The organism is Micromonospora trifolii (genome assembly GCF_022229005.1).
In the GTDB taxonomy this organism is placed as follows: Bacteria; Actinomycetota; Actinomycetes; order Mycobacteriales; family Micromonosporaceae; genus Micromonospora; species Micromonospora trifolii.
The window spans coordinates 139,939-154,404 of sequence record NZ_JAKKFD010000011.1; the positions used below are offsets into that span (position 1 = coordinate 139,939).

The window sequence follows — 14,466 nt, forward strand, 5'->3', positions numbered from 1 at the left end:
TCGACCTCGCCCCGGGAGTGCCCCCTATGACCGTAGAGCAGTTCGCCACCCGTCACATCGGTCCCGGCCCCGACGACGAGCGTCGGATGCTGGAGGTCGTCGGGCACGACTCGATCGACGAGCTGATGGACGCCGCGATCCCCGAGGTGATCCGCTGGCACGGCACCCTCGACCTGCCCGACCCGGCCACCGAGGCCGAGACGATCGCCGAGCTGCGGGCCCTCGCGGCGCGTAACACCGTCGCCGTCTCCATGATCGGGTTGGGGTACCACGGCACGCACACCCCGGCGGTGATCCGCCGCAACGTGCTGGAGGACCCGGCGTGGTACACGGCGTACACCCCGTACCAGCCGGAGATCAGCCAGGGCCGGCTGGAGGCGCTGCTGAACTTCCAGACCATGGTCACCGACCTGACCGGCCTGGCCACCGCGAACGCCTCCATGCTCGACGAGGGCACCGCGGCGGCGGAGGCGATGACCCTGGCGCGGCGGGCTTCCAAGAGCAAGAGCGGCGTGTACGTCGTCGACGCCGACGCCCTGCCGCAGACCATCGCGGTGATCACCAGCCGGGCCGAGCCGCTCGGTATCGACGTGCGGGTCCTCGACGTGCAGCGCGACGAGTTGCCGTCGGAGTTCTTCGGTCTGCACCTGCAGTACCCGGGGGCGTCCGGGGCGGTGCGTGACCACGCCGCCCTCGTGGAGGCGGCGCACGCCGTCGGCGCCCTCGTGACCGTCGCGGCGGACCTGCTGGCGTTGACGCTGCTGCGGGCGCCGGGGGAGATCGGCGCGGACATCGCCGCCGGCACCACCCAGCGTTTCGGCGTACCGATGGGCTTCGGTGGGCCGCACGCCGGTTACCTGGCGGTGCGCTCTGGCCTGGAGCGGATGCTGCCCGGGCGCCTGGTCGGGGTGTCGCGCGACGCGGACGGCAACCCGGCCTACCGGTTGGCGTTGCAGACCCGTGAGCAGCACATCCGGCGGGAGAAGGCGACCAGCAACATCTGCACCGCGCAGGTGCTGCTCGCGGTGATGGCCGGCATGTACGCCGTCTACCACGGCCCGGACGGGCTGCGTGACATCGCGACGCGTACCCATGCGATGGCGGCGCGGCTCGCGGCCGGGTTGCGCGCCGGTGGCGTGGACGTCGCGGACGTCGCGTTCTTCGACACCGTCACCGCGACCGTGCCGGGCGGTGCGGCGCGGGTCGTCGCGGCGGCCGCGCAGCGTGGTGTCAACCTGCGGCTGGTCGACGCCGACCGGGTGGGGATGTCCTGCGACGAGACCACCACCGACGCGCACCTGGCGCGGGTGTGGGAGGCGTTCGGGGTGCCCGCGTTCGACGGCGACGCGGACCCGGCCCTGCCGGTCGACCTGGCGCGCGGCAGCGACTTCCTCACCCACCCGGTGTTCCGCAGCCACCACTCGGAGACGGCGATGCTGCGCTACCTGCGGCGGCTGTCGGACTTCGACTACGCCCTGGACCGGGGCATGATCCCGCTCGGGTCGTGCACGATGAAGCTGAACGCGACCACCGAGATGGAGCCGGTCAGCTGGGCGGAGTTCGCGAACATCCACCCGTTCGCGCCGGACGCGCAGACCGTCGGGTACCGGGAATTGATCGGTCAGCTGGAGTCGTGGCTGGCCGAGGTGACCGGCTACGACGCGGTGAGCGTGCAGCCCAACGCCGGTTCGCAGGGCGAGCTGGCCGGGTTGCTGGCCATCCGCTCGTACCACGCCTCGCGTGGTGAGACGCACCGCGACGTGTGCCTGATCCCGTCGTCGGCGCACGGCACGAACGCGGCGTCGGCGGTGATGGCCGGCATGCGGGTCGTGGTGGTGGCCTGTGACGACGACGGCAACGTCGACCTCGTCGACCTGGACGCGAAGATCGACAAGCACCGTGACGCGCTCGCCGCGATCATGGTGACGTACCCGTCGACGCACGGCGTGTACGAGACGGGCATCGCGTCGCTGTGCGCGAAGGTCCACGACGCCGGCGGGCAGGTGTACGTCGACGGGGCGAACCTCAACGCCCTGGTCGGGTTCGCCAAGCCCGGCAAGTTCGGCGCGGACGTGTCGCACCTGAACCTGCACAAGACGTTCTGCATCCCGCACGGCGGCGGTGGCCCCGGGGTGGGCCCGGTGGCGGTCCGCGCGCACCTGGCGCCGTTCCTGCCCGGTGACCCGCTGGGCGCGCACGTGGACGCCACGCCGGCGATCTCGGCGGCGAAGTACGGGTCGGCGGGGATCCTGCCCATCCCGTGGGCGTACCTGCGGATGATGGGCGCGGAGGGGCTGACCCGGGCCACCGGTGTGGCGGTGCTCGCGGCGAACTACGTGGCGGCGCGGCTGCGGGGGCACTTCCCGGTGCTGTACGCCGGCAACAAGGGCCTGGTGGCGCACGAGTGCATCCTCGACCTGCGGCCGTTGACGAAGGCGACCGGGGTGAGCGTCGACGACGTGGCGAAGCGGCTGATCGACTACGGCTTCCACGCGCCCACGATGTCGTTCCCGGTGGCGGGGACGCTGATGGTGGAGCCGACCGAGAGCGAGGACCTGGCCGAGCTGGACCGGTTCTGCGACGCGATGATCGCGATCCGCGCGGAGATCGAGCAGGTCGCGTCGGGGCAGTGGCCGGCGGGGGACAACCCTCTGGCCAACGCGCCGCACACCGCGGCGATGGTCAGCGGCGACGAGTGGTCGCACGCCTACCCGCGTTCGGTGGGCGCGTACCCGGCCGGGGTGGACCGGGCCGGCAAGTACTGGCCGCCGGTGCGGCGCATCGACGGCGCGTACGGCGACCGGAACCTGGTCTGCTCGTGCCCGTCACCGGAGGCGTTCGAGGACTGACAACGCCGCAGCCGGTCGAGACTGACGACGGCGCGCCGGGGCGGGCGGTACGGCCTGCCCCGGCAGCCGCTGCGACCTGGGCGGGGACGTCCCTTACCGGGGGACTAGCCTGGGTCGACGGCGGCTAAACGGTGACGCTGAGTGGTCGGTCAGGCCACGAGGGCGTGGCGGGCGGGGCCGCGGTGCGGTGCGATGCTGCTGCCGTCGGGAAGCAGCTCGCCGGTGTCCTCGAAGACGATGACGCCGTTGCAGAGCAGGCTCCAGCCCTGCTCACGGAAGCAGGCGAGGACCCGCGCGGCTTCCCGGTCGGTGGCTTCAGCGGAGGGGCAGGTCGGTTGGTGCTGGCACATCGGGTTCTCCGGACTGTGGGGGCACTGTGTCATGGTTCACATGACCAGTGACGCACAGTACCAAGCGAAAGTGTCCAGCATCGAGCAGGCACCCGCCTGGTGCACGGGAAATCCACTGAACGGATGAGGAAGGTTGGACCGTACGGCGTGGAAACGCTCCCAAGGGTGTGCGCTGCGGACAGCGGCCCGGCTGGGTTGGCCGCGGACAGCGGCCCGGCCGCACTGGTCGATGTGCCCGGCGCGCCGGCCGCGTGCCGGGGTGCGCTGACCGAACGCGCCCGCCTGCACTGGTCTCGCGGCGACGGCGGTGACCCCGCGGCCCTCGCCGAGGAGTTCCTCGCCGCGCACGGCCTGCCCCTGCACGACCTGACCCGGCCCGCCACCGCCGGGCACGGCACCGGGGTCTGCGGCGCGGCGCTGTACCTGTCCGCCGGCGCCGGGGCGCTGCTGGCCGGCGCCCCCACCGGGGCGCCCGAACCCGCACCGGTCCTGCCCGACCTCGCCGTCGTCGTCTACCAGCACGCCCCCAGCCGGGTCACCCGGCCCGGCGCAGGGCCGCCGTGGTGGCTCGGCGAGTGGGTCGAGAGCTGGACCCCCGGCCAGCACGCCGCCGCCGTCGACGCGGTCCGCGCCGCCATCGGCCGCGGCGACGTCTACCAGAGCAACCTCGTCGGTCACGCCGCCGCCCCCTACACCGGCGACCCGCTGCCCGCCCTGAGCCGCCTCGGCGCGCTCCCCGGCGCCCGCTACGGCGGCGTCCTCACCGGCGACGGCTGGGCCATCGGCTGCGCCTCCCCGGAAACCCTCGTCGAGGTCACCGACGGTCAGGTGATCACCCGACCGATCAAGGGCACCCGCCCGGCCACCGCCACCGGCCGCGCCGAACTGCTCGCCAGCGCGAAGGAACGCGCCGAACACATCATGATCGTCGACCTGGAACGCAACGACCTCGCCCGCATCGCCCGCACCGGCACCGTCACCGTCGACGAGTTGTTCGCCGTGCGCCGCTGGTGCGACCTGTGGCAGGCCGAGTCGACAGTCCGCGCCGCCGCGGCCGACGGCCTCGGCCTCGCCGACCTGCTGCGCGCCACCTGCCCCGGCGGGTCCGTCACCGGCGCCCCGAAACTCGCCGCCCTGACCCAGATCAGCGCCCTCGAACCGGTCGGGCGGGGCGCCAGCATGGGCGCACTGGGCTGGGTCGCCCCCGGCCACGTCGACCTGGGCCTGACCATCCGCACCGCCGCCGCCGACGGCCAACGGCTGCACACCTGGGCCGGCGGCGGCATCACCTGGGACAGCGACGCGCGCGCCGAGGTCGCCGAGGCCGCCGCGAAGACCACCCCGGTCCGCGCCACCCTGGCCGGGCGCTGACCGCGGCACCGGACGGCGATACGCTGCACCTCATGACCATGCGGCCCATCCGGATCATCGGCGACCCTGTCCTGCGCACCGGATGCGAACCGGTCACCACCTTCGACGCCGAGCTGCGCGCCCTCGTCACCGACCTGATGGACACCCTGCTCGGCGCCCCCGGCCGCGCCGGCGTCGCCGCACCGCAGATCGGCGTCAGCGCCCAGGTGTTCGTCTACGACGCCGACGGGCACCGCGGCCACCTCATCAACCCCACCCTGGAGCTGTCCGACGAGCTCCAGGACGACGAGGAGGGCTGCCTGTCCATCCCCGGGCTGTACTTCCCGACCGTGCGGGCCCTGCACGCCACCGCCCACGGCGTCGACCAGCACGGCGAGCCGCTGACCATCGCCGGCAGCGGGTTCCTGGCCCGCGCCCTGCAACACGAGACCGACCACCTGGGCGGGAAGCTCTACGTCGACACCCTGCGCGGCGACACCCGCCGCCGGGCGCTGCGCGAGATCCGCGCCGGGCGCTTCGACTCACCCAGCCGCCGCGGCTAGCTCACCCACTGGTCGTGGCCCAGCTTCGCGACCAACGCCACCACCACCACCAGCAACACCACCCGGACGAACCCGGAGCCGCGGCGCAACGCCATCCGCGCTCCCAGCACCGCGCCGGCGATGTTGCACACCGCCATACCGGCGCCCAGCAGCCACCACACGTGCCCGGTCACCCCGAACACCACCAGCGCGCCCAGGTTCGTCCCCGCGTTGACGACCTTCGCCATCGCCGAGCCGTGCACGAAGTCCGCGCCCACGAGGGCGGTGAACGCCAACACCAGGAACGTGCCGGTGCCCGGGCCGATCAACCCGTCGTACAGGGCGATCCCCACCCCGGCCACCGCGATCACCGCCGCCACCCGCACCCGGGTGCGCTTCGCCGGCGCCGCCACCACCCCCATCCGGGGACGCAGCAGCACGAACACCGCCACGGACACCAGCACCACCAGCACGACCGGCCGGTACGCCGACGCCGGCACCGCCCCGGCCAGCGCCGCGCCGACGCCCGCACTGAGCACCGCGAACCCCGCCGCCGGGCCCGCCACCCGCCAGTCGACAGTCGTCCTGCGGGCGTACGTCGCCGCCGCCGTGGCCGTACCGAAGATCGCGGCCAACTTGTTCGTACCCAACGCGGTGGCCACCGGCAACCCCGGGGCGGCCACCAGCAACGCCGGCAGCAGCAACAACCCACCACCACCGACCACGGCATCGACCCACCCGGCCATCGCGGCGGCGGCCAGCAGGGTACTCAGCGTCACGGCGTCCACGGGCGGCAATTCTGCCCACCCGACGCGTCTCACCGGCACCCGAGTGGCCAGCCTCACCCGGTCACCGACCCCGCGTACGCCGCAACCACACCCCCAACGCGCCGATTGCCACGAACACCAGCACCGAACACAGCAAGACCTTCACCACCCGGCAACCATGCCACGGGCACGTAAGGTGCAGGAGTGCGCCTGGCCACCTTCAACATGCTGCACGGACGGTCCCTCACCGACGGGCTCGTCGACTCCGACCGACTCGCCGCCGCCATCGGCGCCCTCGACGCCGACGTGCTCGCCCTGCAGGAGGTCGACCGCGACCAACGCCGCAGCGGCAACCTGGACCTCACCGCCATCGCCGCCCGCGCCCTCGACGCACCGCACCACCGCTTCGCCGCCGCCGTCGTCGGCACGCCCGGCGAACAGTTCCGCCCTCTGCGCCACGACGACGACGGCCACGGCGAACCCTGCTACGGCATCGGGCTGATCAGCCGATACCCCGTACGCAGCTGGCAGGTCACCCGACTCAAGCCGGCTCCGGTGCGCTCACCGGTCTACGTGCCCGGCCCCCGCGGCGGTCTCATCCTGCTGCACGACGAACCCCGCGTGGTCCTCGCCGCCGTCCTGGACACCCCGCACGGCCCGCTCACCGTCGCCGCGACCCACCTGTCCTTCGTGCCCGGCTGGAACGCCCGCCAACTCCGTCAGACCGTCCGCGCCCTGCGCGCGCTACCGGGCCCCCGCGTCCTGCTCGGCGATCTCAACCTGCCCGCCGGCGCGGCCCGGCTCGTCTCCGGGTGGCACCCCCTGGGCCGACGCCCCACCTACCCGTCCGGGCAGCCCCGCGTCCAACTCGACCACATCCTCGCCGACCGGCACGCCCTCGACCAGCTCCCACCCGTACGCGCGGTCACCGCGCCGGCGTCCACCATCTCCGACCACCGCCCCCTGCTGGTCGACCTCGGCTGAGCGTCATCGCCCAACCGGCCGCATCGCGGCTCACGAATGTCTAGGGTGGGCTCGCCGGCACCACGTTGTCGCGCCATCGCCACCCCCGACACCACAGGGAGCTGACCATGAGCGACACGCCGGACACGATCGTGCTCATCCACGGATTCTGGGTCACCCCCCGCAGCTGGGAACACTGGGTCACCCACTACCAGGACCGGGGCTTTCGGGTGCTCACGCCCACGTACCCGGGGCTGGAAGGCGAGGTCGAGGCGATCAACGCCGACCCCAGCCCGTTGGAGACGCTGACCGCGCCGCAGATCATCGCGCACCTGTCCACGGTGGTCGAGCAACTGCCCACGCCACCCATCCTCATGGGCCACTCCGCCGGCGGGGCGTTCACCCAGGTGCTGCTCGACCGCGGCTACGGCGCCTCGGCGGTCGTGCTCAACTCGGCACCCACCGAAGGCGTCACGGTGACCCCCTTCTCGCAGCTGCGCTCCACCTTCCCGGTGCTGCGCAACCCCGCCAACCGCCATCGGGCCGTCGGGTTCACCTTCGAGCAGTGGAACTACGCCTTCACCAACACCTTCGACGAGCAGACCGCCCGCGCCCTGTACGAGCGCTACGCCATCCCCGCCGCCGGCGGCATCCTCTGGGACGGCGTCCTGGCCAACCTGCTGCCCGGCCCCCAGGACATCGCCGTCGACTACCACAACGACCAACGCGCGCCGCTGCTGTTCATCTCCGGCTCGGAAGACCACATCATGCCGCCCAGCGTGCAACGCGCCAACGCTGCGCACTACAAGGGCGACACCATCACCGAGGTCGAGCTCTTCGAGGGGTACGCGCACCTGCTGCCCGCCCAGCAGGGCTGGGAGCGCATCGCCGACGTCGCCCTCGACTGGGCCCTGCGGCACGCCCGCTGACCGCGCCGCCTGAGGCCGCCCTCGGCGCCGCCTCGGCGCCGCCGCCTGACGCCGCCTCCAAGGTCGACTCGGCTTCCTGAATACCGGGGCATCCCCGTGCCCCGGACACCGCGCCTTCCTGGAACCGAGTCGATCACGGGTCGGCGGGGGAGCGGACCACCGAGCCGCAAGATTCCCTCAAGATCATTGCATCGACGGACTTCGACGATCATGCTGGTCGACACGCGCCACGATCAACTCGTCGGAGACCACATGAGACGCCAGCGACCCACCCTCATCGCCGTGTCCACCCTCATCGCCATCACCCTCACCACCGCAGCACCCACCCCCGCCAACGCCGCACCACCGGAACAGGTCAACGCCCTCACCGCCCACCAGGCCGACGGATACACCACCCTCGCCTGGCAACCCGTCGACGGCGCCACCGACTACCAGATCGAACGCACCCCCGTCGACGCCGACAACACCCCCACCGGCGCACCCACCATCGTCGGCATCTGGCGACCCAACCGCCAGATCAACCAACACGCACCCACCTTCGCCGACTCCGGCTACAACCCCGGCGACACCTTCCAATGGCGCGTACGCGCCCGCACCGGCACCACCGAACAGCCCTACTCCGACCCCGTCACCGCCACCACCACCGCACCCTGGGGCAACCCCACCACCCCCGGCGAACAACTACGCACCGGCTGGGAGACCACCCACGCCGCGCAGTACACCAGCGACACCGACGAGTACGCCTACACCGCCGCCATCGACGCCCTCAGCGACCGCGTCCGCGTCGTCGAACTCGGCCGCACCGTCCAGAACCGACCCATCAACATGATGGTCATCGGTCACCCCACCCCGGCGGCCACCCCGGAAGCCGTCGCCGCCACCTCACCCGTGGCCATCAACTGCAACGTGCACGGCAACGAGCCGGGCGACCGCGAGGCATGCCTCATCATGGCCCGCCAACTCGCCTTCAGCACCGACCCCCGCATCACCGACCTGCTCAGCCACACCACCGTCCTGATCGTCCCCACCATCAACGGAGACGGCCGCGCCAACAACACCCGCGGCAACTCCACCGGCCAGGACCTCAACCGCGACTACTCCCTGATCCGCCAGCCGGAGACCACCGCGTACATCACAATGGTCCGCGACTACCGACCCGTCGCCGGCTACGACGGCCACGAGTTCGGCAACTCCCGCGCCGGCGACCTACCGATGCTGCCCCCACGGCACCAGAACGTCGCCCAACCCATCTTCGACCAGTCCCAGGACATGATCGAAGGCCACATGTACGCCAAGGGCGCCGAAGCCGGCTGGTGGGCCTGCCCCTACGGCTGCGAAGGCGGCGGCAACGTCGGCCTCAGCGAAGAAACCATCCTGCGCAACACCCTCGGACTCAAGAACGTCACCAACTCCCTGCTGGAACTGCGCAGCTCCGGCGGCCAGACCCGCCCCGACGAGGGCAACACCGCCAACAACCGACGCCGCAAGACCTACTCCGCCCTGTGGACGTTCCACCAGTTCCTCGACTACCACCGCGCCGACCGCGCCGACATCCTGAAGGCCCGCAGCGAAGCCATCGAAACCCAGGCCGCCAACACCGGCCGGCTGGTCTTCCGCGGCTCCCGCCCCATCCCCGCCCACCCGGCACCGCACCCCGGCGACAGCCCACCACCACTCGACGCACCCCCCGCCGACCTGATCCTCGACAACGCGCCCTGCGCCTACAAACTCACCGACGCGCAGTACAACGGTGCCCGCACCGACGGACCCGGTGGCGTCGGCACCACCGTCGCCCAGCGCATCGCCGCCCACGGCTGGAACGTCATCACGATCGGCGACGAGCACTACGTCCCCCTCAACCAACCCGAACGCGGCCTCATCCCCCTGCTCCTCGACGCCAAGGGCGTGGAGAAGCTGACCGACGGCGAACGCGTCTATCCCACCCTCACCGGCCGCCGCAACGGACCCCTGACCGTCACCGGCTTCACCTGCGCCGACGACGCCACCATCAACGGCCCGGTCACCGTCCGGGCCGGCGCGGCACTCGTCACGACCGCGACGACCATCAGCGGCCCGCTCACCGCCACCGGCGCCGCCGGCATCCTCCTCGCCGACAGCACCGTCAACGGCCCGGTCCGCATTGCCACCACCACCGACGCGATCTCCATCATCGACGCCACCATCGCCGGCCCCGTCGACCTGTCCGGCAACACCACCGGCACCGACGCACCCGTGCTGGCCGGCACCACCATCCGCGGCCCCCTCAGGTGCACCGGCAACAACCCCGCCCCGCACAACCTCGGCATCGCCAACACCGTCCACGGCCCCCGCACCACCCAGTGCGCGGCCCTGTGACCGACAACTAGCGAGCCGCCACGCCGGCGGCGCGGGCCCGACACCCGCGCCGCCGGCACCTCACCAGTTACCCCGCACCCGTGGAGGACGCCGTGTCGCACCCCGCCACCCGACCGCGACACCCCCGACGATCCCGCGGACCGCACGGCGCCCGACGGGCGCTCGGCCTGCTCCTGCCGACCCTGCTGCTGGCCGCCTGCACCGGCACCCCCGCAGCTCCCCGCACGGACGCCGCAGCGGCGGCCACCGCACCCCAGCTCACCGGGCCCCTCTGCGCCGCCCTGCCCACCGGCACCGACCCCGGCAACCCGAGCTTCCTCGCCGGCCAACCCGTCGACCAGGCGCTGCGCTGGATCCCCACCCTCACCACGTTCGAAGCGGCACTGCGCACCAGCGGCGTGCTCACCGACCTGCCCGCCGGCACCGGCGTCACCGTCCTGGCGCCCTCCGACGACGCCTTCGCCGCCACGTTCTCCGAGGACAACTGGGACGACCTCATGACCCACCACACCGACCAGCTCCGCACCCTGCTGAAAGCCCACCTCATCAGCGGAACCCACCCGATCGCCGACCTCACCACCGCCGGCACCGCCACCACCCTCGACGGCGTCACCGTCACCGTCACCCGCACCGGGCCCACCGCCCGCCTCGGCGACCGCGCCGACACGGTCTGCGCCGACTACCAGGCCACCAACGCCCGCATCCACATCATCAACGCCGTCCTCGGCCCCCTTCCCGTCACCGCGGACGGCACCGGCCACCGCGCACACTGACCACGCTCACCCGGGCGGCACCAGACCCGCCAACGCGCGGTTGGTCCGGTTCGCGCGGACCGCGTCGCGCTGCTGCCCGGCCGTCACCTCGATGTACGTCTGCGACGACGCCAACGACGCGTGCCCCAACAACCGCATGATCTCCGCCGCGCTCGCGCCGTCCTCCGCCAGCCGGGTCGCGAAGGTGTGCCGCAGCGCGTGCAGCCGCGCACCACGCGGCACCCGGTCGCCGATGCCGGCCCGCCGGTAACACGACTCGACGAGATACTGGAGGCCACCACGGCGCAACGGCTCACCGCGCCGATCCACCAGAAACGGCGAGTCGGGGCGTACCGACCGCGAACCGAAGCGCCGCACCCGACTGTCCAGGTAGTCCCGCAGCACCCGGTCCAGATCCGCCTCGATCGGCACCGCCCGGGGCCGCCCACCCTTGCCCGCCACCTCGACCCGCCGCTCACCGGGCCGGCCGCCGAGCGAGTCGACGCGCAACGCCAGCAGCTCCGACAGTCGCAGCCCGGCGCAGAGCGCCACCGCCAACACCGCCACGTCCCGCTCCGGCCACGGGTCGCGTTGCCGCCCGTCGTCCCGGGCGGCGGACGCGAGCAGCACCTCGGGGGTGTCCGCGCCGCGCAGCGGCTTCGGCTGGGGGAGTAGCGCCCGAGGCCGCCCGACCGCCGGCATCGGGTTGCCCGCCACGAACCCGTCAGCGACCAGGAACGTGAAGAAGCTGTTCCAGGTGGACCAGGCCCGATGCACCGACGCGGGCGCCCGGGGGGCGGCGAACCGGGCGAAGGCCGCGCGCATCACCCGGGGGGAGAGGTCGGTGATCGACAGCGCGTCCAGGGCTAGGGGAGGGGTGGCATCGTCCCCGACCAGGGTGGCCACCGTGTGCAGATCTCTGCGGTACGCAGCCAGGGTGTGCGGGGAGGGCTTGCGGGTGGCCCGTGCGGTCAGGAACTCCTCGATCAGCACCGCGAGCGATTCGTCCTGTTTGTCATGCATAAGGGATATTATGCAGCATTTTCGCGTATTCGGGAAGCGGTGAGCGGGGGGAGAGGACCTCATCGCCGCCGCCACGAGTACGGCTGGGCCGCCACGAGTACGGCTGGAGCTGACCGAGAAGCACGTAACGTGCGCGGCATGACGTCGCTCGCCGCCACCTGTCCCACCTGTGGTCGACCCGGCACGCCCATCGTGTACCGAGACCTCGACGGTCCGATAGATCTGGTCTGCTCCGAGGGGCACCAGTGGCGGGCCGCTGGCCGAGCCGGTTGGGCGCCGTATGCGTCACCCACCGCCGTCGAGCACGACGAAACGACCCCGACCGAGGCCATGGACGTCAGCAAGGACGGACGGACCTGGCGGATCGGCACGGCCAGCGACGTCGCCTGGCTCGCCGGGCGCACCACGCAGGGTCTCTCGGTCACCACGGCGATCCCGCCGGTGTTCGAGGCGTACGGCACCTTCCACCGGCCAGAGGGTGTCGAGTACCACGCCCACGAACGTGCGGTGATCGACGAGCTGGTGTCGTGCACGCCGGATCAGCCCTGGTGGCTCGGCTTTCTCGACACCGGTGCCCACGACGTCGTCTTTCCGTGCGCCGCGAGGGTGTCCCTCTACGGGGACTGGTCCTACGTGTTGGTCCAGGCCGGACCGGAACAGGCTCTCACCTGGCGCGTCGGTCACATGCGCGGCGGCGACGGGGCGCTGCCCGACCTGTTCTTTCCGGCGGATCGCTCGTGGCTCGTCTCGGCGCTCTGGGACGACACCTGGACCGACATCGGCGCCAGCGGTGCCGTTCTGACGGCCCTGCGGCGCAACCCGCTGGTCAACGCGCGCCTCGTCGGGCCGGACGAGGACGCGTGTCCGCCGGGCCTGACGCGCGACTGACCCCTGTCGGGAGGCGGTGAGGGGACTCCCAGAACCCGCTACTTTACATAATGTGCATTATCGAATCCTGCTTTGATGAGTCGAAGTCGTCGAGAAGCGGTGACACCGTCCCGGCCTGCGCTCGGTCGACGAGAAATTCGCGAGGCATCATGGGACGTGTCCGAGCACCGTGGTCCCACAAGACCAGATCCCGTTCTCTACCCGGACGTCGCTCGCGTGGGCAGCCTCAGCGCCATCCTGCAAACCGGGTTCGCTGGCGTCGCCCCGCTCCGGCGGGCCCTTCCCGAATCAGCGCCCGGTTGGCGTTTCGTGGGTGCGCGGGTGCAGGACGGCGAGCGCACCGCCACTGCCCTGATGGGCGGTGGCGAGCGAGTCTTCCTGATGCAGTTCTGGGCGCGTGGGGTCTGCCTGGCGCGGGGCGACACCGACGATCTGCACGCCGTGGCCGGCGCGATGCGGGCCTGGCAGTCCGGGTCGCGACTTCGGGAGCTGGGTCACGAGTGGCCATTCGTCGCCTTCAGTCCGCTCGCCTCGGCGCACGAACGCGGCGAAGGCGCCGAGTACACCTGGCGGCAGTACCACAGGAATACCTGGAGGGCTTCGCACCTGCTCCGGCTGCACTCCTTCATCACCGTGGCCATCCACGAGCCCCGGCTGCGCCGGCTGATGCCCTTCACCAGCCACGGGACCCTCGGCTTCAGCCGAACCGTTGGCTATCCCTACAGCGGCGACTGCCCCTGGGTCGAACCACTGGACGGCGATCGGTATCGGGTGACGGCAGCAGACCGTCGGCACGAGTGGGGTACGGCTGACGCTGCTCGCTGCGTGGCCCTGGTCCTGGCCGGGTTGACGGATTGACCACAGACGATGCACTCCCCTGCCGGCGCGTCGTCAGTCCGGTGAGTTGCTACGCGTACGGCGCAGCCAGTCCTGGGTGAGTGATCGCAGCAGGGTGGGTTGTTCGTACGGCAGGTAGTGCCCGGCTGCGTCGATCACAGTGTAGGTGCCGCGCGGGTAGTGGCGCATGGCGCGGAACTGGTCGGCGTACCCGACGATTCGGTCCTGTCGGCCGGTGATCACGCTGACCGGGCCGTCGAAGACGACCTCGGCGGTTTCGTCGGGTAGCTCGTAGCCGGGGCCGCTCTGCAACTCCTGTTGGAAGGTCGGGTCGCCGGGTCCGCCGGAGTTCAGTGCCGCGAGCACCGTCGCGACGACGGCTGGGGTGCGGTGGCCCAGGGCGGCGTCGAGGTGTGCGTGCAGGTCGGTGGGAGCGGCGTCGAGCCAGCCAGTGGGTGCGTCGAGCGGTGGTTCGTCGGGGAGGTCCCGGCTGTGGCGGGCGATGGTGACGCCGGGACAGACCAGGAGCAGGCCGCGGACGAGGTCGGGTCGTTGGCGTGCGATGCCGGCGGCAAGGTACGCGCCGTAGGAGCCGCCGGCGAGCAGGACTGGCGCGTCGAGGTGGTGGTCGAGCCATGCGCAGACGGTGTCCAGCACCGACTGGGAGGTGGGTGGGCAGTTCGCGGGGGTGTCTCCGTGGCCGGGCAGGTCCAGGTAGATCTCTCGCAGGCCGGTGCCCGCGAGTGCGGGGCTGAGGGCGGCGGCGGTGGCGGCGCGGGTCATGCTGAACATGGGTAGGCACACCACCGCCGCTCCGGTTTCCGCTGAGTGGTCGTACGCCAGGTTCATGGAGGTGGTCCT

Annotated in this window: 13 protein-coding genes; 9 read left to right on the plus strand and 4 right to left on the minus strand. The window is 72.0% G+C overall.

Annotation, left to right across the window (positions count from 1 at the left end; genetic code table 11):
• Window positions 1-26 precede the first annotated feature (26 nt).
• Window positions 27-2,849, plus strand: a complete 2,823-nt coding sequence (gene gcvP / locus NIE79_RS08290) for an aminomethyl-transferring glycine dehydrogenase (protein WP_238677974.1) — start codon at window positions 27-29, stop codon at window positions 2,847-2,849.
• 149 nt (window positions 2,850-2,998) lie between these two features.
• Here gcvP and NIE79_RS08295 read toward each other — a convergent pair whose 3' ends face one another.
• Entirely contained in the window at window positions 2,999-3,199 is a 201-nt protein-coding gene (locus NIE79_RS08295) for a DUF5999 family protein (protein ID WP_007460326.1), read from the minus strand.
• Between the two features lie 123 nt (window positions 3,200-3,322).
• On the opposite strand from NIE79_RS08295, the gene NIE79_RS08300 reads away from it, so the two are divergent.
• The gene (locus NIE79_RS08300) at window positions 3,323-4,570 is read left to right on the plus strand and encodes a chorismate-binding protein (protein WP_372471425.1); all 1,248 of its coding nucleotides are present in this window, start codon (window positions 3,323-3,325) and stop codon (window positions 4,568-4,570) included.
• Between the two features lie 32 nt (window positions 4,571-4,602).
• A complete protein-coding gene (locus tag NIE79_RS08305; protein WP_091398002.1) occupies window positions 4,603-5,112 on the plus strand; it encodes a peptide deformylase in 510 nt (169 codons plus the stop codon).
• On the opposite strand, the gene NIE79_RS08310 is transcribed toward NIE79_RS08305, so the two are convergent.
• Window positions 5,109-5,879, minus strand: coding sequence for a sulfite exporter TauE/SafE family protein (locus NIE79_RS08310; RefSeq protein ID WP_308193154.1), 771 nt, complete (start codon window positions 5,877-5,879; stop codon window positions 5,109-5,111). The genes NIE79_RS08305 and NIE79_RS08310 overlap by 4 nt on opposite strands.
• Window positions 5,880-6,062: 183 nt before the next feature.
• On the opposite strand from NIE79_RS08310, the gene NIE79_RS08315 reads away from it, so the two are divergent.
• From NIE79_RS08315 to NIE79_RS33970, 4 genes are all read left to right on the plus strand, one after another.
• Window positions 6,063-6,842: an endonuclease/exonuclease/phosphatase family protein gene (locus tag NIE79_RS08315; RefSeq protein ID WP_238677975.1), complete on the plus strand. Its 780-nt coding sequence runs from the start codon at window positions 6,063-6,065 to the stop codon at window positions 6,840-6,842.
• Between the two features lie 107 nt (window positions 6,843-6,949).
• A complete protein-coding gene (locus NIE79_RS08320; protein WP_238677976.1) occupies window positions 6,950-7,750 on the plus strand; it encodes an alpha/beta hydrolase in 801 nt (266 codons plus the stop codon).
• A 252-nt stretch (window positions 7,751-8,002) separates the two neighbouring features.
• Window positions 8,003-10,105 carry a M14 family zinc carboxypeptidase gene (locus NIE79_RS08330; protein ID WP_274523769.1) on the plus strand — a complete coding sequence of 701 codons (2,103 nt, stop codon included), beginning with the start codon at window positions 8,003-8,005 and terminating at the stop codon, window positions 10,103-10,105.
• Window positions 10,106-10,185: 80 nt separating this feature from the next.
• Window positions 10,186-10,878, plus strand: a complete 693-nt coding sequence (locus tag NIE79_RS33970) for a fasciclin domain-containing protein (RefSeq protein WP_238677977.1) — start codon at window positions 10,186-10,188, stop codon at window positions 10,876-10,878.
• Window positions 10,879-10,884: 6 nt separating this feature from the next.
• On the opposite strand, the gene NIE79_RS08340 is transcribed toward NIE79_RS33970, so the two are convergent.
• A complete protein-coding gene (locus tag NIE79_RS08340) occupies window positions 10,885-11,880 on the minus strand; it encodes a tyrosine-type recombinase/integrase (RefSeq protein ID WP_238677978.1) in 996 nt (331 codons plus the stop codon).
• Window positions 11,881-12,018: 138 nt separating this feature from the next.
• Here NIE79_RS08340 and NIE79_RS08345 point away from each other — a divergent pair, with 138 nt between their 5' ends.
• Window positions 12,019-12,768: a hypothetical protein gene (locus NIE79_RS08345; RefSeq protein ID WP_238677979.1), complete on the plus strand. Its 750-nt coding sequence runs from the start codon at window positions 12,019-12,021 to the stop codon at window positions 12,766-12,768.
• A 216-nt stretch (window positions 12,769-12,984) separates the two neighbouring features.
• The gene (locus tag NIE79_RS33975) at window positions 12,985-13,626 is read left to right on the plus strand and encodes a DUF6193 family natural product biosynthesis protein (protein WP_238677980.1); all 642 of its coding nucleotides are present in this window, start codon (window positions 12,985-12,987) and stop codon (window positions 13,624-13,626) included.
• A gap of 33 nt (window positions 13,627-13,659) precedes the next feature.
• Here NIE79_RS33975 and NIE79_RS08355 read toward each other — a convergent pair whose 3' ends face one another.
• Window positions 13,660-14,454, minus strand: a complete 795-nt coding sequence (locus NIE79_RS08355) for an alpha/beta fold hydrolase (RefSeq protein WP_238677981.1) — start codon at window positions 14,452-14,454, stop codon at window positions 13,660-13,662.
• Between the last annotated feature and the right edge of the window lie 12 nt (window positions 14,455-14,466).